Source organism: Sphingomonas pseudosanguinis, assembly GCF_014196255.1.
GTDB lineage: Bacteria > Pseudomonadota > Alphaproteobacteria > Sphingomonadales > Sphingomonadaceae > Sphingomonas > Sphingomonas pseudosanguinis.
On the sequence record NZ_JACIDH010000022.1, the window covers coordinates 1 to 20,368 of the forward strand.

The 20,368-nt window shown below is 66.7% G+C and carries 17 protein-coding genes; 15 read left to right on the plus strand and 2 right to left on the minus strand.

What is annotated here, in order from left to right; translation table 11 throughout:
• Positions 1-253 precede the first annotated feature (253 nt).
• Entirely contained in the window at positions 254-1,666 is a 1,413-nt protein-coding gene (tagH, locus tag GGR48_RS16050; protein WP_183952854.1) for a type VI secretion system-associated FHA domain protein TagH, read from the minus strand.
• Between the two features lie 36 nt (positions 1,667-1,702).
• On the minus strand, positions 1,703-3,706 hold the full coding sequence (locus GGR48_RS16055; protein WP_206362416.1) for a type VI secretion system Vgr family protein: 2,004 nt from the start codon (positions 3,704-3,706) through the stop codon (positions 1,703-1,705).
• Positions 3,707-3,966: 260 nt separating this feature from the next.
• Between GGR48_RS16055 and GGR48_RS17970 the strand changes: the two genes are divergently transcribed.
• The 15 genes from GGR48_RS17970 (at position 3,967) to GGR48_RS16135 (ending at position 20,367) form a co-directional block, all read left to right on the plus strand.
• Positions 3,967-4,698, plus strand: coding sequence for an OmpA family protein (locus GGR48_RS17970; RefSeq protein WP_206362417.1), 732 nt, complete (start codon positions 3,967-3,969; stop codon positions 4,696-4,698).
• Between the two features lie 14 nt (positions 4,699-4,712).
• Positions 4,713-5,711, plus strand: coding sequence for a type VI secretion system protein TssA (locus GGR48_RS16065; RefSeq protein ID WP_183952856.1), 999 nt, complete (start codon positions 4,713-4,715; stop codon positions 5,709-5,711).
• 67 nt (positions 5,712-5,778) lie between these two features.
• Positions 5,779-6,327: a type VI secretion system contractile sheath small subunit gene (tssB, locus tag GGR48_RS16070; RefSeq protein ID WP_183952857.1), complete on the plus strand. Its 549-nt coding sequence runs from the start codon at positions 5,779-5,781 to the stop codon at positions 6,325-6,327.
• Between the two features lie 27 nt (positions 6,328-6,354).
• Positions 6,355-7,851, plus strand: a complete 1,497-nt coding sequence (gene tssC / locus GGR48_RS16075) for a type VI secretion system contractile sheath large subunit (RefSeq protein WP_183952858.1) — start codon at positions 6,355-6,357, stop codon at positions 7,849-7,851.
• A gap of 44 nt (positions 7,852-7,895) precedes the next feature.
• Positions 7,896-8,390: an Hcp family type VI secretion system effector gene (locus GGR48_RS16080; protein ID WP_183952859.1), complete on the plus strand. Its 495-nt coding sequence runs from the start codon at positions 7,896-7,898 to the stop codon at positions 8,388-8,390.
• A 59-nt stretch (positions 8,391-8,449) separates the two neighbouring features.
• Positions 8,450-9,247, plus strand: a complete 798-nt coding sequence (locus tag GGR48_RS16085) for a type VI secretion system accessory protein TagJ (RefSeq protein ID WP_183952860.1) — start codon at positions 8,450-8,452, stop codon at positions 9,245-9,247.
• A gap of 8 nt (positions 9,248-9,255) precedes the next feature.
• The gene (tssE, locus tag GGR48_RS16090; protein WP_183952861.1) at positions 9,256-9,789 is read left to right on the plus strand and encodes a type VI secretion system baseplate subunit TssE; all 534 of its coding nucleotides are present in this window, start codon (positions 9,256-9,258) and stop codon (positions 9,787-9,789) included.
• On the plus strand, positions 9,782-11,662 hold the full coding sequence (gene tssF / locus GGR48_RS16095) for a type VI secretion system baseplate subunit TssF (protein WP_338110479.1): 1,881 nt from the start codon (positions 9,782-9,784) through the stop codon (positions 11,660-11,662). Before tssE ends, tssF begins: the two co-directional genes overlap by 8 nt.
• Positions 11,626-12,633, plus strand: coding sequence for a type VI secretion system baseplate subunit TssG (gene tssG, locus GGR48_RS16100; protein ID WP_183952862.1), 1,008 nt, complete (start codon positions 11,626-11,628; stop codon positions 12,631-12,633). Before tssF ends, tssG begins: the two co-directional genes overlap by 37 nt.
• 43 nt (positions 12,634-12,676) lie before the next feature.
• The gene (locus GGR48_RS17975; protein ID WP_206362418.1) at positions 12,677-13,576 is read left to right on the plus strand and encodes a glycoside hydrolase family protein; all 900 of its coding nucleotides are present in this window, start codon (positions 12,677-12,679) and stop codon (positions 13,574-13,576) included.
• Complete coding sequence (locus GGR48_RS16115; protein WP_183952863.1) at positions 13,573-14,091, plus strand: hypothetical protein; 519 nt, start codon at positions 13,573-13,575, stop codon at positions 14,089-14,091. The genes GGR48_RS17975 and GGR48_RS16115 overlap by 4 nt, the downstream gene beginning before the upstream one ends.
• A 37-nt stretch (positions 14,092-14,128) precedes the next feature.
• Positions 14,129-15,046 (plus strand): hypothetical protein, encoded by a 918-nt coding sequence (locus GGR48_RS16120; RefSeq protein WP_183952864.1) that lies wholly within the window; start codon positions 14,129-14,131, stop codon positions 15,044-15,046.
• A gap of 87 nt (positions 15,047-15,133) precedes the next feature.
• Positions 15,134-17,782 carry a type VI secretion system ATPase TssH gene (gene tssH, locus GGR48_RS16125; protein ID WP_183952865.1) on the plus strand — a complete coding sequence of 883 codons (2,649 nt, stop codon included), beginning with the start codon at positions 15,134-15,136 and terminating at the stop codon, positions 17,780-17,782.
• A 285-nt stretch (positions 17,783-18,067) separates the two neighbouring features.
• Positions 18,068-18,535 carry a hypothetical protein gene (locus GGR48_RS16130; RefSeq protein ID WP_221211559.1) on the plus strand — a complete coding sequence of 156 codons (468 nt, stop codon included), beginning with the start codon at positions 18,068-18,070 and terminating at the stop codon, positions 18,533-18,535.
• 119 nt (positions 18,536-18,654) lie between these two features.
• Positions 18,655-20,367: a ShlB/FhaC/HecB family hemolysin secretion/activation protein gene (locus GGR48_RS16135; protein ID WP_206362420.1), complete on the plus strand. Its 1,713-nt coding sequence runs from the start codon at positions 18,655-18,657 to the stop codon at positions 20,365-20,367.
• Position 20,368: the final 1 nt, after the last annotated feature.

Below are 20,368 nucleotides of genomic sequence, written 5' to 3' on the forward strand. Positions count from 1 at the left end.
GAAGGGACCCTTGCTCCCTATCGGGCTCCAGACCCTCGGGGGGGACGGGCTCCCTTCCGCAACACCTTCATACCACCGTCGCATCAGACAAGGGGGGATGGCGTTTTGGCTTATCGCAACTCAAAAAATCCTCCCCGGAACGGGGAGGGGGACCATGCGGAGCATGGTGGAGGGGGCGTGCCGGAAACGACATCCCCTGTGGAAGCCACCCCCGTCAGGCCAGCAGCCTGCCACCGCCCCGTGCCGGGGAGGATCAACCCTGGTTGTAATGCGTCCTGAAATGCTTGGAGAAGACCTCCAGGAACGCCTCGTCCGAGGCGTCGGCGACGCCGCTGAAGCTCGACACATAGGCCTGCCACAGCGCGGCATCGCGGGCGAGGGGGACGACGCGTTCCAACATCCCGCCCTTTTCGGCGCTCGCCTCGATCGCGGCGGGGGCGAAGCGTTCGACCGTGGCCTTTAGCGCGCCCTGCATCGCGCGCAACGTGGCGATCTGGTGCGATTGCAGGTCGCGGAACGCATCCTCGACCGCCTCGTCGCCCGCCTGGAAACCGGGTTGTGGCGCGGAAAGAAGCGCGATCAGCGCATCTTCGGGCCGGCGTGCGAATTTCAGCGGGTTGTGGCCGCTGGGGTTGAAGGCGGTGGCATCCGCGCCAAGCTGCGCCTTGGCCCGCGCGCGCGCCTCCAGCATCACGACCAGACCGGAGACCAGCTTGGCGAGCAGCGGCGCGGCGCGGCGCATCGCCTCGGCGGGGTCGGGGAATTGCGCAGGGTCGAGGCCGGCGGCATGCAGAAACTCCGCCGCATCGCCGGCGCCGGTCGGGGCGGGCGGGGGCGCCGGGGGCTTGGGACGTTCGGGGGGAAGCGCGGCCTGCGGCTCGGGATTGAGGCCCAGCGGATCGCGCGGTCGCTCGACCGGCTGGCCGAAACCGCCGCGTGCCCAGTCGACGACATTGCCCTCGGCGATGCGTCCCCATAGCTCGTTGGGCGACGGAGTGGGCGGCCGATCGGGTGCCGCGCTCGACCAGGGCGAGGCGGGGTCGGCGGGCGGCGCGGCGCTGTCCCAGGCGGATACGACCGGCGGAGGCGGTGCCGCCGCCTCTGGCGTCCAGCCGCCGCGTGGCGGCGATGCGGGGGCGGCGGGAATGTCACCCCATACGCTGCTGGCCGCGCGGTGCGGCTCGGGCCGGGCGAGCGACGGGCCGGCCTGGGGCTGCCAGCCACCGCCACCGCCGCCGGTGGACGGAACCGGTCCCCAGCCGCTGGCGGCGGGCGCCTCACTGGCCGCCGGCGTGGCACTTCCCGTATCGCCCCAGCCATGCCAGCCTGAAGCGGCGGGGGCTGCCCCCTGTGACGACAGCCGCGCCTCGATCACATACGGGCCGGCCAGGAAGCGGTCGCCGTCGCGTACGACATGCGATCCCGATACGCGCTGGCCGCTCGTGCCCAGCATCGTGCCGTTGGTCGAACAATCGGTCAGCAGATATTGCTGCCCGTCGAAGCGGATCTCGAAATGGCGCGAGGACAGATGCCGCGTCGGGTCGGGCAGCGCCCAGTCGCAACCCGGCGCGCGCCCCACCACCGCGCCGCGCCGGTCGAGCACCAGCTCGCGCGGGGTGCCGCCCTCGGGCCGGGCATCGCCCGACAGCGTCAGGGTCAGCGTCATCGGGGCGTGGTCATTCCAGCTAATGATGCAGAACCCTTATTTGCCGCCGCCGGGCGTGACCTTGGGAGCGGACAGGGGTTTCGGGTCGGCGACACCCGCGCCGCCATCGGGATTGATGTCGGTCCGCCCGCCGTTGAGAACCAATGTCGCCCCGCCATTGATCCGCGCATCGGGCGAATTGACCTTGAAGGACGCGGTGCCCTGAATTTCGATGTTGGGCGACTGGATCGTGATCGAGTCCGGTGCGATCGTGATCATCGAATTCTGACAGCGGATGGTCAGGGATTGCCCCGCCTCGATCTCCAGCACCTGTCCGACCAGCAACGTGTCGTTGCGCCCGACCCCGGTCGAGCGGTCGCGGCCGATCGACTTGCTATCGTCGCGGCCGATATTGGTCGTGCGGTCCAGCCCGACGCGGCGGCCCTGATTGTGGCCGACATGGCGCGTCTCGTCGAAGCGGACGCGGCTGTTCATGTCGCGCTCGGCATGGATGAACAGCTCTTCCTGGCCGCCCTTGTCCTCGAAGCGGATCTCGTTCGAGGTGCGGTTCTGCCCGCTGTCGAGCGCCTCGCTTTCGGGATAGTCGCCGCTCGCGCCATAGGTCAGCGTGCGCCACACCGCGCGCGTCTTGTTGGCGGGCAGGTCATAGACCGGCATGTGCGCGCGGTTGAAGACGCGCCCCATCACGACCGGCCGGTCGGGATCGCCGTCGAGGAAGTCGACCAGCACCTCATGCCCGACACGCGGCAGGATGACATTGCCGAGGCCCCCCGTCTGCGACACGCGAATCCAGCAGGTCGAACGTTCGCCCGGCGTGTCGCCGCGATCCCAGTGGAAGCGTACCTTCACCCGGCCATATTCGTCGGTATAGATCGTCTCGCCCGCCGGTCCGGTGACGATCGCGGTCTCCAGCCCCATGGCGCGCGGGCGCGGGGTTTCGGGCACCGGCTGAAACGCGGTGTCGGCGGGAATCGCCTCGAACCGGACGTTGAACGGCTCCTCATCCTCCTGCTTGCCCGAACGGTAGCTTTCCGCCGTGATCGAGTGGAAGGTGGAGGTGATGAGGTAGGAGGCGTTCATCCGACCCGCCGGATGGCCATCGACATCGACGCGGTAGCCGGTGGTCAGCCCGGCGGCCTGTGAGGTGCCGGTAAAGGTGCGCCGCCCGGCGCGCTGCGCATCGAGCAGCGCCTGGCCACGCTCGCGCCCCGTCTGTTCCTGGTCGCCGCGCCCGGTCTTTTCGCGGGTATAGCGGCCCGGATAGATGAAGATCTCGCGGTCGTCGCGCGGATGCGCGCCCTGGCCCGTCGCTTCGGCGGCGAGCGGCTGGTCGGGGGCCTCGAAATCGAAGTCGCGGGTGACGACGCGCGCCTCGCCGGTGGAGACGACCCGCTCCATCCAGCTTTGGACATAATCATTCTGGCGATTGAAGCGCGACTTGGAATTGGTGGTGAAGACCGAGACGCTGTTGGCGTTGTAGGTCAGCCGCGACGGCCGCCCCGGTTGGTGCGACGCGGTACCTTCGCACAGCACCATGATGTGGCGATCTTCCTCATGTTGGAAGGAATAATAGATGCCTTCCTCTTCCATCAGACGCGAGACGAAGGCGAAGTCGCTTTCCTTATATTGCACGCAGTAACCGCGCGGCACGCGCGGGCGGGACAGGCGGCTGTAATCGACGTCCTGGATGCCGGCGCCCTCGATCACCTGCTTGATGATCTCGACCGCGGTCTTGTCCTGAAAGATCGCCATCTGGCGGTTCTGCGCCAGATAATAGGTCCAGGGCTGCAGGGTCAGGCGGTAATGATGGCCGCTCTGCGTTTCCTTCACATATTCACCGGCGGTGACCAGCCCGTGGAACCGGCGCAGCAGCTCCTCATCCTCCAGCACGGCGAGCGCGGCGGGCTTGCCGAGATGCGGCTGGAGATCGATCTCCAGCGGCGAGATGATGTCCGCATGATAGGTGAAGGGGCGCCCGAGCCGTTCGCTGCCCTCGATCCGTTCAAGAACGACCTGCTCATCACCGACGTCGATCGACATCTGTGTCAGGCGCTGCGTCGATTCCGCCACCTGAAACTCCCATCCAACCCGCCCGGATCAGGGCAGGCATGGCCAAGAGTAATGCCGCGATCCCGATAGGACAATGGTTCAACGTGTTTAGCATAGAGCAAGTCCCATAGGGTCAGATCGGACCATTATGGTTACCGCGCTATTTGCCTTGATGCTGCCACAATGGCTTGTGCTGCGCGTTATGGGTCAGTAGACTTTCCCCTTAGGTGAGCAAAAGCAAAGAGGTGTCGATGCGTACGAAGCTGCTGCTGACCCTGGCCCTGCCGGGTGTGATCCTGATCGCCGGTGGCGCGACCGCGCAACAGCGTGGCGGCGATCGCCCGACGGTCGAGGGCTATCTCTGCACCTTTGCCGGCAAGTGCGACGGCGTCGAGGCGCCGCAGGCGACTCGCGACGCGCCCGCCACCAAGGGCTTCCGCCTCGCCCGGCCGATCGCCGAAGCGAACCCATCCGCCACCCCCGCCGCCCGGGCGGTATCGACGCGCGGGCCGGAGCGGCGCGCGGCGGCGGCCTCACCGGGACGCGGGCGCGGGATCGGCGGCGCGGCGGCGGTCGCGGCCGCCAACAGGGCGTCGGGCTACAGCGCAGCGGCCCCGATGCCGGCGGCCGGCACCGGCGTCGCCCGGCCGCGTGCGGACCTGATGATCGGCTTCCACCTCAATTCGGACCAGCTGACACAAGAAGGGCGCGAGGCGGCGCAGGTCTTCGCCCGCTCGCTGCAGATGCCCGAACTGCGCGATCGCCGCTTCCTGATCGAGGGGCATACCGATCTGCGCGGGGGTCGCGCGCTCAACCAGTCGCTGTCGTCGCGACGTGCGCAGGCGGTGGCGGATTATCTCGCCAGCCTGGGTGTGGACCGCAGCCGGTTGCAGGCGCGGGGGCTAGGCTATTCCGCGCCGCTGCCGGGCCATGCGGTGACTGATCCCGCCAACCGGCGGGTCGAGGCGGAACTGATCCGCTAAGCGGGGCGACGGGCATGGCACCCGATATCGACACCCTGTCGCAGCCCTTGTCGCTCGACGCGCCGGCCGGGCCGGACCTGTCCTATGACAATGGCCGCCAGGCGATCGAACAGGCCTTTGCCGATGACGGCGAAGAGGTCGACTGGCCGCGCACCATCGCGCTGACCGTCGCTCAGGCGCAGGAGACGCGCGACGTCTGGCTCGCCATCTACTGGATGCGTGCCGGCGCGCAGAGTGGTGACCTCGAGGCGGTCGAGTCGGGCGCGACGCTGCTCGCCGATCTGTTCGAGCGGATGTGGACCGACGCGCATCCGACGATCGCGGAATATGGCATCCAGGGGCGGCGCGGCGCATGCGAGTCGCTGGTACGGATCGGCGAGTTTCTGGGGCCGCTGCGCCGCGTGCCGCTGATCCAGCACGCGCGGCTGGGCAGCTTTTCGGGCGCCGATCTGGAGCGTTTTGCCGAGGGCGGTACGAGCGAGCCGGGCTATGGTCCGTTCCGCGCGGCGGTCGCGGACACGCCGGTCGATGTGCTGGAGGCGGCCGTCGCGCGGCTGACCCGGATCGAGGCGGCGATCCGGCGCGCCGATGCCGTATTGTCGGACCGCGCCAGCGCGATCGGCGAGACGGGGACGAATTTCGAGCCGACCTATGACGTGCTGCGCACGATCACCCGTGCGCTGGCACCGTTCACCGGTGCGACCCATGATGACGAAGTAATTACCAACATAGGTGAAGTTTCACCACAAGCATCGCAGTCAAATTCCGCTGGTTTCGTTGCCGGGCGCATCAACAATCGCGAGGATGTCGCCAAATCGATCGATCAGATCATCGCATATTATGCACGCTCTGAACCATCAAGTCCGATCCCGATCGGGTTGAAGCGAATAAAGTCATGGATTACCATGGACTTCATGGAGATTCTGAAGGACATAGCGCCGGGTAGTGGCAATGAGGCCAGTGCCGTATTGATGGCACGGGACTCCGGCGGCTCGTCCTCCGATTTGATGTAGCGATTGAAACTTACCCGTAACGATGCGCGTTCGGCGCTCTAGCCGAAAGTGAAACAGGGAGGCAGTCATGGCTATCAAGAGCGGTCAGCGCTTCATTCGCGAGAACCGCAAGCCGCGCGTCCATATCGAATATGAAGTCGAAACCTATGGCGCGCGCCAGAAGATCGAGCTGCCGTTCGTCATGGGTGTGCTGTCCGATCTGTCGGGCAAGAGCCTGAAGGACAAGAAGGCCGCCGAGGTTCGCGAGTTCGTCGATTTCGACATGGACAATATGGACCAGCGGATGGAGGCGATCGCCCCGCGCGTCGCCTTCGCCGTCGACAACACGCTGTCGGGCGAGGGCAAGCTGGGCGTCGACCTGACCTTCGCATCGATGAAGGATTTTTCGCCCGGCGAGATCGCCAAGAATATCGAGCCGCTGGCCAAGCTGCTCGAGGCGCGGACCCAGTTGGAGGATCTGCTGTCCTATATGGATGGCAAGCATGGCGCACAGGACCTGCTCGACAAGGTGCTGAAGGACCCGGCGCTATTGAAGGCGCTGTCGGCCGCGCGCGGCGACGCGGCGGAGCAGCATGCTTCGAACGACGATGCCGGCACGCCGCCGGTCCAGGCCTGATCCCCCACCTCAATTCCGGAGCGACCCATGGCTCAAGACGCGCTGAGACAGACCGACGCCGCCGCCCCCGCCGAGGCTGAGGGCGAGCTTTCCGAATTCCAGGCGCTCCTGCAAAAGGAGTTCCGCCCCGCCAATGACGAGCGCAAGACTCGGATCGAGGCGGCGGTGCAGACGCTGGCCGAACAGGCGCTGCAAAATGCGCAGGTGATCGGGGGCGATGTGTTCGCCACGGTCGATGCGATGCGCGCGGCGATCGACCGCAAGCTGACCGAACAGATCAACAAGATCATCCATCATCCCGAGTTCCAGCAGCTCGAGTCGGCCTGGCGAGGTCTCGAATATCTCGTCATGAACACCTCGACCGGTAAGGACATGAAAATCCGCGTGATGAACATGTCCAAGGAAGAATGCCGGCGGATGTTCCGCCAGTATCGCGACGCGGCCTGGGACCAGAGCCCGTTGTTCAAGAAGATCTACGAGTCGGAATTCGGCCAGCTGGGCGGGCAGCCTTATGGCGCATTCGTCTGCGACTATTATTTCGACCATTCGGCCGCCGATCTGGAGGTCATGCGCGGGCTGTCGCGGATCGGCGCGGCCAGCCATGCGCCATTCATCGCCGCCGCTGCGCCCGCGCTGCTGGGCATGGACCGCTGGACCGAGCTGTCCAATCCGCGCGATCTGGGCAAGCTGTTCGACGCGACCGACTATGCCGCGTGGCGCTCGTTCCGCAAGTCGGAGGACAGCCGCTATCTGGCACTCGCGCTGCCGCGCTTCCTGGGGCGGCCGGTTTATGGCGCCAAGAGCGAGCCGGTCGACGAGTTCGACTTCGAAGAGGATACCGGCGGCGAGCATGACGCGCATCTTTGGCTGAACGCCGCCTATGCGATGGGCACGCGCATCACCGAGGCGTTCAATACCTATGGCTGGACGACGCGCATCCGCGGCGTCGAGTCGGGCGGCACCGTCGAGGAACTGCCGACCGCGACCTTCCCGACCGATGAGGGCGGGATCGATTACAAATGCCCGACCGAGATCGCGATTTCGGACCGGCGCGAGGCGGAGCTGTCCTCGGCCGGGCTGATGGCGCTGGTCCATCGCAAGAACACCGATCAGGCGACCTTCATCGGCGCGCAGACCGTTCACCGGCCCGCGACCTATGACAAGAAGGAGGCGACCGCGAACGCCAACCTGTCCGCGCGTCTGCCCTATATCTTCGCGAGCTGCCGCTTCGCCCATTACCTGAAGTGCATGGTGCGCGACTGGGTGGGCGGATCGCGCGAGGCCGACCAGTTGCAGCGCGACCTGAACAACTGGGTCCTGCAATATGTCGATGGCTCGCCCACGACCTCCAATGAGGAGACCAAGGCACGCCTGCCGTTGAAGCAGGCGAAGATCGAGGTCATCCCGGACGAGGAAAATCCGGGTTACTACAAAGGCAAGTTCATGTTCGTCCCGCACTACCAGCTGGAAGGCATGGATGTGGCGCTCAGCATGGTGTCGCGCCTGCCCAAGACGTCGGGATGATCGGAAATTCCATCTGACCACGACCAAAGAGAGGGAGAAATCTCATGGCAGTCGACCTTTTCCTGAAAATTGACGGCATCAACGGCGAGTCGCGCAAGAAGAACCACGCGAACGAGATCGATATCATCTCGTTCGACTTCGGCGCGGTGCAGCATGGTTCGTTCCATACCGGCGGCGCCGGTGGCGGTTCGGGCAAGGCCGAAATCTCCGACATCCGCATCCAGAAGGAAGTCGACAAGTCGTCGCCGCTGCTGTTCAAGGCCTGCGCCTCGGGCAAGCACATTAAGGAAGCGATCATCTATTCGCAGAAGGCCGGCGACGGCAATGCGCCGCTGACCTATTACAAGATCCGTCTCGAGGACGTGATCGTCTCCGACATCCATAACAATGGCGCGTCGGGCGGCGATTCGATCATGGAGTCGGTGACGTTCAACTGCGCGAAGGTGACCTTCGACTATCAGGCGCAGAACGAACAGGGCGGCAAGGACGGCGGCGTCGTCACCGCTTACTACGACATCCGTCAGAACGAAGCGGGCTAAACCCGCCGCGACGTCCGGTACGGGGCGTTCGCGTTGGCCCTCTCGATCCAGGAGTGATGATGACCGACGCGGACGCCCTGCTCCGCTCCGGCGACCTCGCCGGTGCGCGCCGCGCACTGGTGGAGGCCGCCCGGACCGCCCCCGGCGATGCCAAGACCCGGCTGTTCCTGTTCCAGTTGCTGGCGCTGGCCGGCGAATGGGACAAGGCGGCCACGCAATTGACGACGCTCGCCAGCCTGTCGCCCGAGGCGCAGATGCTGTCGGTCGTCTACGGACAGGCGATCGCGGCGGAACGCGTCCGCGCCGACGTCTTTGCCGGCACGGTGCGTGCCGATATTCATGGCGAGGCACCGGACTGGTCCTTGCAGATCGCCGAAGCGCTGCAATTGTCCACGCAGGGCAGGGTCGACGAGGCCGATGCCTTGCGCGACACGGCGTTCGCGGCCGCCCCCGACACTCCCGGTTCGTTCAACGACACGCCGATCGCATGGATCGCCGACGCGGATTCGCGCGTCGGCCCGATGATCGAGGCGATCATCGGCGGCCGTTACGGGCTGCTTCCCTTTTCCGACATCGCGGTGATGGTCAGCGAGGGGCCGCGCGACCTGCGCGATCTCGTCTGGTATCCGGTCGAACTCACGCTGAAGACCGGCCCGCGCATCGCCGCGCTGCTGCCGACCCGCTATCCGATCATCGGCGATCCGGCCGCGCTGGACGCGGACCACGCGCTGGCCCGCGCGACCGACTGGCGCGATGACGGGCAGGGCGGCGAGATCGGTGTCGGCCAACGACTGCTGATGACGTCGGACGGCGGCGAGCATGGCCTATTGTCGCTCCGCCAGCTGCGTTTCGACTGAGGCCGGCCATGCCCGTCACCCAGCGCCTGACCCCCACCTTGTTCGACAAGCTGGTCGCCGATCTCGAAATCTCGGGCATGCGCGACATGAGCGACGAGGCGCCTGAGATCAGCCGCGAGAATTTCCGCTATTATTCGGTGCCCCGGCTGGAGCGGTTCAACGAGGCGGCGTTGCGCGCCACGATCCGGCGCGATCTGGCCTGGCTGTTCAACACCACCAATCTGGAATCGCTGGTCGATCTGGAACGCTATCCGCATGTCGCCGAGTCGGTGCTCAACTATGGGCTGACCGATCTGGCGGGGCGCGTGCTCAACCGGCGCGCGGTGCTGGCGCGGGCGCGCGAAATCCGCCGCGCGATCCGGCTGTTCGAGCCGCGCCTGTCGCGCGACGGCCTGACCGTCGATCCGATCGAGGATGAGGACGAACCCCATGCGCTGCACTTCATGATCCAGGGCGACATCGCGGCCGCCGCCGAGGCGATCGCGGTCAAGTTCCGGACCGAGGTGGAGGCGGAGACGGCGACGGTGAACGTCCGTGAGTAGTGCCGGCATCGATCCCCGGCTGCTGCGCTTCTACAATGACGAACTCGCCTATTTGCGCGAGGAGGCCCGCGCGTTCGGCGAGGAGCATGAATCGGTCGCGGGCCGGCTGGGCCTGAAGACCCCGACCGATCCCGACCCCTATGTCGAGCGCCTGCTGGAGGGGGTCGCGTTCCTGGGCGCGCGCGTCCAGCTGAAGATCGCGGATCAATATCCCGAATTTACCCAGCATCTGCTGCACGCGGTCCAGCCGCATTATCTGGCGCCGACCCCGTCCATGTGCATCGCCGGCTTCGAGCCCAAGGAGGGCGATCCCGTCCTGATCAAGGGCCATGCCGTGCCGCGCGGTACGCCCCTGATCGCGGCGGCGGGCGAGCAGGGCGGGGCGAGCGTGGAGTTCCGCACCGGCCATGACGTGACGCTCTGGCCGCTGAAGATCACCCAGGTCGAATATCTGGCCAGCCGCGTCGCGGTCGCGCCCTTTGCCGGGGCCGCCAATGTCCGCGCCGAGGCGGGCCTGCGCATCCGGTTCGAGGCGACGGCGGGGGCCAGCCTGCCGCAAATCCTGCCCAAATCGCTGCCGCTTTATCTCGCGGGGTCGGAGGCGGTGCCGGGCGAACTCTATCGCCAGATCGTCGGTGAGACGATGGCCGTCGTCGCGCGATCGGCGGATGCGGCGGCGGGCGCCGAGGGGTGGGTGAGGCTGCCCCAGCCCGAACAGGTCGGCTTTGCCGATGATCAGGCGCTGCTGCCCGCCGAGCTGCGCTCGTTTCGTGGCTATCGTCTGCTCAGCGAATATTTCGCCTGTCCCGAACGCTTCCTGTTCGTCGACCTGCCCGGCCTCGACCGCGCCTTCCGCACCAGTCCCAAGGCGTGCGACGTGGTGCTGTTGTTCGACCGGTCGTCGCCGGTCCTGCACGATGCGGTCGCACCCGCCAATTTCCACCTGTTCGCAACGCCCGCGATCAACCTGTTCGAAAAGCAGCTGGGGCGCGTCCGCCGTTCGCGGTTCGAGCATGAACATCATGTCGTCCCCGATCGCGCCCGGCCGCTCGACTATGAGGTGTTCCGGGTGCTCGACGTGCAGGCCTACGGCGCCAATGGCGTCGCGCCGCGCACCGTCGCGCCGCTCTATGCCTATGGCGCGCTGCTCTACGACTGGAGCGACGCGCTGTTCTACACGACGCAATTGCGTCCACGCCGCCTGTCGACGCGCGAGCAGCGCCTGCGGCGGCGCGGCGAATATACCGGCACCGAGACCTGGCTCAGCCTGACCGCGCCCTCGGACCCCGCAAGGCTGGACGAGGTCGACGAACTGGCGGTGCGCGCGCTGGTCACCAATCGCGAGCTGCCCGAGCTGCTGACCTTTCGCGGCGACCAGCATTTCACCGTCTCGGGCGTGCCCGCGCGCGCGGTGACGGTGCTGCGCGCGCCGACCCGGCCGCAGCCGCCTTTGGGCATGGGCGATGCGGCCTGGCGGGTGATCGGTCATCTGACCCCCAATTACATGACGATCGCGCCCGAGGAGGGCAGCGATCCGCAGGTGCTGCGCGATCATCTGGCGCTCTATGGCCGCCCCGACGACGCCGATGCGCGCCGCCAGATCGACGGCGTCACCGCGATCCGCTCGACCCGCATCGCGCGGCGCGTGCCCGGCATGGACCGGATGGCGATCGCGCGCGGGCATCGCATCCATGTCACGCTGGACGACAAGGCCTTCGACAAGGAACGCAAATTCCTGTTCTCGGCGGTGCTGGAGCGCTTCCTGGCCGAATTCGCCAGCATCAACGCCTTTACCGAAACCCATGTCGCCAGCGTCAATGAAGGGGAGTTTCAGCGATGGCCGCTGAGGATCGGTCGCCGGCCGACCATCTGAGCTTCCTAGCGGCCGCGGCGGCGGACACCAAGCGGCACGGGTTGTTCCCCATCGCGCGCGGGGCGGAGGCGCGCGCGCCGCATCTGCCGCGCATCGGCCGCGCCCGGCGGCCGGCGCAGAGCATCGCCGATCTGGCGCAGGTGCCCACGCTCGCCTTTCCGGACTCGACATTGGCCGGCGTCGCGGTGAAAGACGGGCGGGCGCGGGTGGAGGGGCACTGGCTGGGCCTGACCGGGCCGATGGGGCCGCTGCCCCAGCATCTGACCGAGTTCGCCGCTTTCGAGCGCCGCTATGCCCGGCAACAGCCCTTTGGTCGCTGGCTGGATGTGCTGGCCGGGCGGATGCTGCAATTCTTCTACCGCGCCTGGGCGGATTCACAGCCGGCGGCGCAGGCCGACCGCCCGCAGGACGACCGCTTCGCCGAACAGGCTGCGCGGCTGACCGGCGCGACGCAAGGGGCCAAGGCGGACGGCGCCTTTCCCGCCCATGCCCGGCTTCATTATGCTGCGCTGTTCGCCGGGCGGCGCAGCGCCGGCGCGATCGAGGATGCGCTGACCCATCTGCTCGGCCAGAGCGTGCGCGTGCTGGAATATCAGCCGCGTTGGCGCGACATCGAGCCGGAGGACCAGACCCGGCTCGGCCGCCAGTTCAGCGGGTTCGGCGAGGGGCTTGTGCTGGGCCGCCGCACCCGCGTCGCCTCCGACGCCTTCCGCGTGGTCATCCGCGCCCGCTCGCGCGCCGATTACGAGGCGCTGCTGCCCGGCGGCAAACGCTTCGCCATCCTGTCCGAAGCGCTCGACGCCTTCGCCCCCAGCCATCTGGAATGGGACGTGGCGCTCGAAACCCCTGCCGACCACGCGCCAGCGGCACGGCTGGACGGGCGCACGCGGCTGGGCTGGTCGGGATGGCTGGGCGGCGGCGGGGATGAGGTTAGGCGTGACGCGCATCTGCGACGGGGGCGTGGGGGGTGAGTTCGAAGGAGCTTGGTCTTGGTGCTTGTGGGAGAATGACGTCATGATCCTCAGACAAGGCGCGCGTGGCGATGCGGTGAAGGCGCTTCAGCAGAAGTTGCACCCGTATCAACCAGGTTTGCAGACGGATGGAATCTTCGGCCCTTTGACCGAACGGGCCGTACGCTCCTATCAGCGCCGCCAAGGACTCTATCCCGCCGATGGGATCGTTGGTCCGATTACCAATGCTGCGCTATCGGCCGATAAGGACACCGGCGCTGACCGGGCGCCTCGACCGCCGGCACGACGCCCCGACGGACTGGGGAAGCCGGTCAGCGACGCGGCGGATCGCGCGCGGCATCGCCCGATGCCCAGCGGCGGCGCCATGGCAGTCGCCCGCGTGCAAGTTTCCCGGTTGGGTCGAAAATTCATATTCGACCATGAGGCGCAACGCGGCAAAAGCAATCGTCTCCATCATCCCAGTACCGGTAGCGGCGTCACCATCGGGCTAGGCTACGATATGAAAGATCGAAGCAGTGCGACCGTCCAGCGGGATTTGGAAACCATCGAGGTGCCGGCCGCCATCGCACACACTGCATCGTTCGGTGCCGGCAAGTCCGGCAGCGCTGCAGCGGAATTCGTCCGGAACAATAAGAACCTCATCGATCTGACGGACGTCCAGCAACAAGGCCTGCTGGCACATATCGTACCCCAATATGAAAACCTCGTGAAGCGTTCTATCAAGGTGCCGCTCCATCAGCATGAATTCGATGCCTTGGTTTCCTATGCTTACAATCCCGGCGGTGGATGGCGCAAGACGACGGCCTTTGTGAACGAGGGGCTTGTTCATGACGCAATGATGGAAATAAAGCGTTACGTCTATTCACGAGGAGAGCTGATCAGAAGTTTGGTGGCGCGACGCGCGGCGGAAGCGGCATTATTCCTTTATGGAGAGTATAAATGAGCTGGAATCGTAGCGTGGCGCTTCTGTTCGCGGGGGCGCTGGGTGCCTGTGGGGTTCAGCCAAGTGGTGCCAGCAATACGAGCACCGCCGAAAGGTCCGAGATCGCACCGATGGCATCGCCATCGATCGCGCCCGCAGGCTCATCCGAAGTGGCGGACCCCATGCCGGAAAATGGCCAGACGATCGATCGGACGAATGCGACGGGCATGACCGTTCTGCGCGACATCTTGGTTGCCGTAGGCCAGGTGGATGGCAAACCGATCTCCGAAGCGCGCCTGCAAGACCGTTGTCATCTTGCCCTGACGTCGAAGGATGGCGTGACCGTGCTCGACCTGAAGCAGATCGGCAATTTCGCGCCGCGTACGGATGGCGAGCGCCAAGTCATCGAACTCGACGACGGCTCTGTGGTGCACGCGATCAGCGTGCCTGAGGCGCCGCGACCCGAGCCCGTGGGTAATGCGGCCGCCCGGCTGAACGGTGGCCTGTCGGTGATGATCGACAGCTGTCAGAGTTGATAGGATGTACGCCGGACGCACATTTTCGAGGCTGTGCATGACGGGGGGCGCACTTTGTCTGACGCTTGCCCTCTCCATGGGCGGCGAAGCGGCCCATGCCCTTCGTCCATCCGCCATCGCGATGGCCGCGGCCGATGGCGAGGCGATGAACGCGCGCGCCTTACTGGTCTTGCGGCGAAATCTGCGCGAATCCGCGACATGGGATGGCGCGCCGATCGTGGATCTGGTCGCCAAAGGGCCTTGCGTTTCGACGTTGATCACGACGAAGGGGCGGGCTGCGATCGACTGGTCGGATGCGGGAAATATCGCCGCAGAGACGATCGACGGCAACGACCTGTTCGCCGTCAAGGCATCCGGAAGCATCGGAGGGCTGTCCGTCAAGTCTGGCGATACTGCCGACCGGATCGCCATGGGCATGGGGCTGTTGGCGGGGAATTGTCAGGCGGGGCGCGGTGGTCATCCGGCCGGCTTGCGCCTGTCTGGTCCTGCGTCGACCGACGCGATCAAGGCGGTCGAGGACGAGGCTGCCAGGCAAAAGATGACCCAAATTCGCGTCGATTCGACTCAATCTTTCGCTGTCATCGATGGAAACCAGACTGTCGCAACACTGGTGACGGGCGAAGGTAGCATGCCTGACGCCAAACGAAATGGTTGTTTCGTAGCCATGAAACAGGGTGACGAGACGATGCTGATCCCTACGTTAGGCTATGGCGAGTACGAATTTGAGACGTGCGGTGGTCCGCTAGCGGTTGGGTTTGTCTCGACAGCAGTCATGCCCAAATTGGGCATCGTGTTTCGTAGCTATTCACGTGAGGCGGAAGAGACGGTGCCGATCATCGTAGAATGGGACCGATCGAACAATACACTGCTGATTGATGACGCCGCATCTCGCCGTGCCCTCGATGCTAGAGCGATCAACATCGCGCAAATTCGTCGGGCGTTGAATGGACGATGATCTCAAGCACTCAGTTCGAGGCATAAGTGCGCAATCCTGATTGGAGCGTGTCTCCTCGAATTTTCTTCCCCCAGCAATAGGATCAGCATGACCGATATCAGCCGTACCGCCCTGTTCGGTCGTCTCGATGCGACGGCGCTTCAGGCGATCGAGTCCGCCACGGGTTTCGCCCGGATGCGGGGCAACCCCTATGTCGAGCTGGTCCATTGGCTGCACCTGCTCGTCCAGGATGCGACCGGGGATGTCGCCGCGATCCGGGCGGCGTTCGGGATCGACGAGGCGGCGCTGGCGCGCGACATCGTCGGGGTGCTCGACATATTGCCGCGCGGGGCCTCGGCAATTTCGGATTTCGCGCCGCAGGTCGAGGAGGCGATCGAGAAGGGCTGGCTCTATGCCTCGCTGCAGTTCGGCGCGGGCAAGGTGCGGACCGGGCATCTTCTCTATGGCATGCTGAAGACCGCGACGCTGCGCAGCGCGCTGTTCGCGACCAGCAACGAGTGGCGCAAGGTTTCGGCGGACCGTCTGGCGCGCGAGTTCGAGGCGATCGTCGCGCCCTCGCGCGAAAGCACCGCGCCGGCGGTCGAGGCGGGGGGCGGCGGAGCCACACCCCCGGCCTCCGGCCCGGCGCCGGTCGGCGAGGCGCTGGCCCGCTATTCGGTCGATCTGACCGCGCGCGCGGCGGCGGGCGAGATCGATCCCGTGGTCGGTCGCGACGCCGAAATCCGCCAGCTGATCGACGTGCTGATGCGGCGGCGGCAGAACAACCCGATCCTGGTGGGCGAGGCGGGCGTCGGCAAGACGGCGGTGGTCGAGGGGCTGGCGCGACGGATCGCCGATGGCGACGTGCCCCCTGCGCTGACCGGCGTGACGCTGCGTTCGCTCGACGTGACGCTGATGCAGGCGGGCGCCGGCGTGAAGGGCGAGTTCGAGAAGCGGCTGCGCCAGGTGATCGACGAGGTGGAGGGCGCGGCCTCGCCCGTGATCCTGTTCGTCGACGAGGCGCATACGCTGATCGGCGCGGGGGGACAGGCGGGGACGGGCGATGCCGCCAATCTGCTGAAGCCCGCCCTGGCGCGGGGCCGGCTGCGCACGATCGCGGCGACCACCTATGCCGAATATCGGCAATATTTCGAGAAGGACCCCGCGCTCACCCGGCGTTTCCAGGTCGTCGATGTCGCGGAGCCGGAGGCGGATGTAGCGATCGCCATGCTGCGTTCGGTGATGCCCGCGATGGAGGCGCATCACGGCGTCGTCATCCTCGACGAGGCGGTCGCGGCGGCGGTCACCCTGTCGCAGCGCTATGTGCCCGCGCGGCAATTGCCCGACAAGGCGGTCAGCCTGCTCGACACGGCGGCGGCGCGCGTGGCGGTGTCGCAGCATGCGACGCCGGCGGTGGTCGAGGATCGCCGCCGCCGCCTGGAACTGCTGGAGGTCGAGCGTGGCATCGTCCAGCGCGAGACCGATGCGCGCTATCGCCGGGACGAACGCATCGCCGAACTGGACGCGACGATCGCCGAGGCGCGCGCCGAGGTCGAGGCGGTCGAGGCGCGCTGGGCGCAGGAAAAGGACGCGCTGGAACAGGTCCGCGTCGCGCGCGAGGGGGGCGATGCGGCCGCGCTCGACACCGCACTGGCGGCGGCGCGCGCGGCGGCGGGGGATGCGCCGATGGTGTTCGGCATGGTCGATGGCGACGCGATCGCGGCGGTCGTCGGCGACTGGACCGGCATCCCGGTCGGCCGGATGGTCAAGGACGAGATCGCGAGCGTCCTGACCATCGCCGATGCGCTGAAGGACCGGGTCATCGGTCAGGACCACGCCATGGACGCGATCGCCCGGCGGGTGCAGACCTCGCGCGCCAAGCTCGACAATCCCGACAAGCCGGTCGGCGTCTTCATGCTCTGCGGCCCCTCGGGCGTGGGCAAGACCGAGACCGCGCATGCGCTGTCCGAACTGCTGTTCTCGGGCGACGATTCGATGATCGTCATCAACATGAGTGAGTTTCAGGAAGCGCACAGCGTCTCGACGCTGAAGGGCGCGCCGGCGGGCTATGTCGGCTATGGTCAGGGCGGCGTCCTGACCGAGGCGGTGCGCCGCCGCCCCTATTCGGTGGTGCTGCTCGACGAGATCGAAAAGGCGCACCCGGACGTCCACGAACTCTTCTTCCAGGTGTTCGACAAGGGCTTCATGAACGACGCCGAGGGGCGGCATATCGATTTCCGCAACACGATCATCCTGCTGACCAGCAATGTCGGCACCGATCTGATCGCCACGCTGACCGAGGACGAGGAACTGGCGCCGACCCCGGACGGACTGGCGGAGGCGCTGCGTCCCGAACTGCTCAAGGTGTTTCCGCCGGCGCTGCTCGGGCGGTTGCTGGTGTTGCCCTATTACCCGCTGTCGAAGCCGGTACTGGCCGGGATCGTCCGGTTGCAGCTGAACCGCATCGTGCGGCGCGTCGCGGAGCAGCACGGCATCGTCCTGACCATCGACGATGCGGTGGTCGACCATATCGTCGCACGCTGCACCCAAGCGGCGTCGGGCGGGCGGATGATCGACGCGATCCTGACCAACAGCCTGCTGCCCGATATGTCGATCGCACTGCTCGAACGGCGGATGCGCGGCGAAGAGGTGGGGGTGATCACGGTCGAGATGGCGGGCGATGCGCTCAGCTATCGTTTCGATGGGACCGGGACGACACCCGCTGCGCTGCCGGTTGGCGAGGCGGTGGGATCGTGAGAGGGCAGGGCGGGCGCTTCCGGCGCAAGGGTATCGCCGGTGTGGCGCGGTTGCGGGCATGCGCTTTTTGAAGAGCATCTGGGTGCGTGGTGACGGACGGCGTTGTCCGAGCCATGCGTGAACAAACACCGCCGGGGCTAACCTATTTTATCCAGATGCGATGGATCGGCGCGGGCGCACATTCGTTCTGTTGGCGTCATCATTATGTCTTGTGAGCAGTCGACGACAAGACAGATGAGGCCAGGGGCAATCAGAAAGGGGTTTTGATTGCGAAACGCTATTCTGGTGCGTGCCGGGATATGGGGTCTGACATCCTCCGGGCTGCTTGCAAGCAGCGTCGGGGCGCGGGCTATTGCGCCCCGATCGGCCAAGGCGAATGCCGCCGCCGTTTCGCAGGCGGCCAGGACACTGCCGGGTTTCTGGACGACATTCCGCAAGGCCGTACTCGCCCATGATGCGGCGGGGATCGCCAGGCTGAGCGCGCCGATCGTGACGCAGCGTGGCGAACTGGACGATGCGCCGGTCAAGCGGCTGACGCCCGACCAAGTGCCGCCGGTGCTCGCCAGGCTGCTCGCCCAGCCCGATGGCGTCGATGATGCGGGGCGCAGTCAGCGGGCGATGCTGGCGGCGACGCCGGTGCCCAGGCGCGATCCGCAGATGCCGGCGGACCGGTTCCGCTTCGGCGATATGGAGTTCACGCACGGCGCGGCCGGATGGCGGCTGACGCACATCTATTACGAGGCCGAGGACTGACGATCGCGGGACGGCGGATAAGGACGACCTGGGCGCGGAAGGAGCGGTGGCGCCAGGGAGACCGTCGGGACCGATGACAAGGGGGAGTAGACGAGTTGCGGACGCGGGTTGCCGAACGAATGAAGATGCTGGGCGGGTTGGTCGCGCTGACCCTGCCCGCCACCGCCATGGCGCAGGTGACGACGCCGCAGCTGCCGACCCGGCAGGAGGTGACGCCGCCGGCTCCACAGCCGCGCACCGAGTCGACCGCGCGCGTCGATGCGCAGGGCGCGGTGCCCGTGTCCAACTGCCCGTTCGACGAATCGACGCTGCGCCTGACGATCCGCTCGGTCGCGTTCAGTCGGCCCGATGGCTCGCCGCTCCAGCCGCAGATCGCCGAGGCGCTGGCCGGGCTGGAGGCGCCGCAGGGGGACCAGCCGATCAAGGTGATCTGCGACGTGCGCGATGCTGCCAATGCCGCGTTGCGGCGTGGGGGCTGGATCGCCTCGGTCCAGATTCCGGCGCAGGAGATCAATGACGGCGTGCTGCGCCTTCAGGTCGTGACCGCGCGCATCGTCGATGTCCGTGTGCGCGGCGAGGCGGGGCGCTATGAGGCGCTGCTGCGCCGCCGTATCGACGCGCTGAAGGCGATGGACCCGCTCAACGAGCGCGAGGCCGAGCGGCTGTTGCTGTTGACCGGCGACCTGCCCGGTCTCGACGTCGCCTTGTCGCTGCGTCCGTCGGGTGGCGAGCGGGGCACGGTGATCGGCGATCTGACCGTCAGCTCGCGGCGTTTCGCGCTCTATGCCAATGCGCAGAACTACAATGCGCGCCAGCTGGGGCGCGAGACGCTCTATGCGCGCGGCGAGATCTATGGCCTGACGGGCCTCAGCGACCTGACCTATCTGGGCCTGTCGAGCACCGCCGATTTCAAGGAGCAGCAGATCGTCCAGGGCGGTCATGTGTTCCAGTTGAACGACAGCGGCACCAGCTTCGGCATTCGCGGTACCTATGCCTGGTCGCGGCCCGATCTGGGTTCGCTCGACCTGCGCACCAACACGCTGATCACCGGGTTCGACGTGACCCAGCCGCTGATCCGTTCGTTGCGCGCCAATGCGCGGGCGCGCGGCGGGTTCGATTTCATCGATCAGGTCTCGCGCGTCGGTTCGGGCGACCGCTCGGTCACGCTGACCCGCGACCGGTTGCGCGTGCTGTTCGTCGGGCTGGACGCCGATCGCCAGTTCCTCGACCGCAACGGCAATGTCTGGCTGGCGCTCGCCGCCTCGGGCGAGGTGCGAAAGGGGCTGGGCATCCTGAACGCCAGCGAGCGCGGCTTCCAGAGCGGCCAGCTGACCTCGCGACTGGATGGCAGTGCGGAGGCCTGGGTGGTGCGCGGCGTGATGGACGCCACGCTCAATCTGGGGCCGATCTTCAGCATCGCGGGCATCGGCCAGGTGCAATGGGCTGACCGGCCGCTGCTGAATTACGAGGAGTTCGCGCTGGGCAGCCTGACGATCGGGCGCGGTTACGATCCGGGTTCCAACAGCGGCGACCGTGCGCTGGGTGGGCGGGCCGAGCTGCGCGCCGATCTGCCCGTGGTGTCGGGGCTGGGCACGCAGTTCTATGGCTTTTACGATCATCTGTATTTGCGTAACCTGGACCGGACCGCGATCGAGGGACCGCGCAATTTCAACAGCGTAGGCGGCGGTATCCGCCTGTCGCTGCCCAACCGGCTGGTGCTGGACGTCGCCTATGCCAAGCCGTTGGACCGTGCGCTGTTGCTCGATCGCCAGCGGCCGACCGACCGCGTGCTGGTGTCGTTGACCATGCAGCTGCGGGATGCCGCCCGATAGG

Excerpts from the sequence above, each read along its gene's own strand:
- GGR48_RS16065 (WP_183952856.1), top strand. The coding sequence starts at position 4,713 with ATGGCACCCGATATCGACACCCTGTCGCAGCCCTTGTCGCTCGACGCG.
- tssC (WP_183952858.1), top strand. The coding sequence starts at position 6,355 with ATGGCTCAAGACGCGCTGAGACAGACCGACGCCGCCGCCCCCGCCGAG.
- tagH (WP_183952854.1), bottom strand. The coding sequence starts at position 1,666 with ATGACGCTGACCCTGACGCTGTCGGGCGATGCCCGGCCCGAGGGCGGC.
- GGR48_RS16085 (WP_183952860.1), top strand. The coding sequence starts at position 8,450 with ATGACCGACGCGGACGCCCTGCTCCGCTCCGGCGACCTCGCCGGTGCG.
- GGR48_RS16135 (WP_206362420.1), top strand. The coding sequence starts at position 18,655 with ATGAAGATGCTGGGCGGGTTGGTCGCGCTGACCCTGCCCGCCACCGCC.
- tssB (WP_183952857.1), top strand. The coding sequence starts at position 5,779 with ATGGCTATCAAGAGCGGTCAGCGCTTCATTCGCGAGAACCGCAAGCCG.
- GGR48_RS17975 (WP_206362418.1), top strand. The coding sequence starts at position 12,677 with ATGATCCTCAGACAAGGCGCGCGTGGCGATGCGGTGAAGGCGCTTCAG.
- GGR48_RS16120 (WP_183952864.1), top strand. The coding sequence starts at position 14,129 with ATGACGGGGGGCGCACTTTGTCTGACGCTTGCCCTCTCCATGGGCGGC.
- GGR48_RS17970 (WP_206362417.1), top strand. The coding sequence starts at position 3,967 with ATGCGTACGAAGCTGCTGCTGACCCTGGCCCTGCCGGGTGTGATCCTG.
- GGR48_RS16055 (WP_206362416.1), bottom strand. The coding sequence starts at position 3,706 with ATGTCGATCGACGTCGGTGATGAGCAGGTCGTTCTTGAACGGATCGAG.
- tssE (WP_183952861.1), top strand. The coding sequence starts at position 9,256 with ATGCCCGTCACCCAGCGCCTGACCCCCACCTTGTTCGACAAGCTGGTC.
- tssH (WP_183952865.1), top strand. The coding sequence starts at position 15,134 with ATGACCGATATCAGCCGTACCGCCCTGTTCGGTCGTCTCGATGCGACG.
- tssG (WP_183952862.1), top strand. The coding sequence starts at position 11,626 with ATGGCCGCTGAGGATCGGTCGCCGGCCGACCATCTGAGCTTCCTAGCG.
- GGR48_RS16115 (WP_183952863.1), top strand. The coding sequence starts at position 13,573 with ATGAGCTGGAATCGTAGCGTGGCGCTTCTGTTCGCGGGGGCGCTGGGT.
- GGR48_RS16080 (WP_183952859.1), top strand. The coding sequence starts at position 7,896 with ATGGCAGTCGACCTTTTCCTGAAAATTGACGGCATCAACGGCGAGTCG.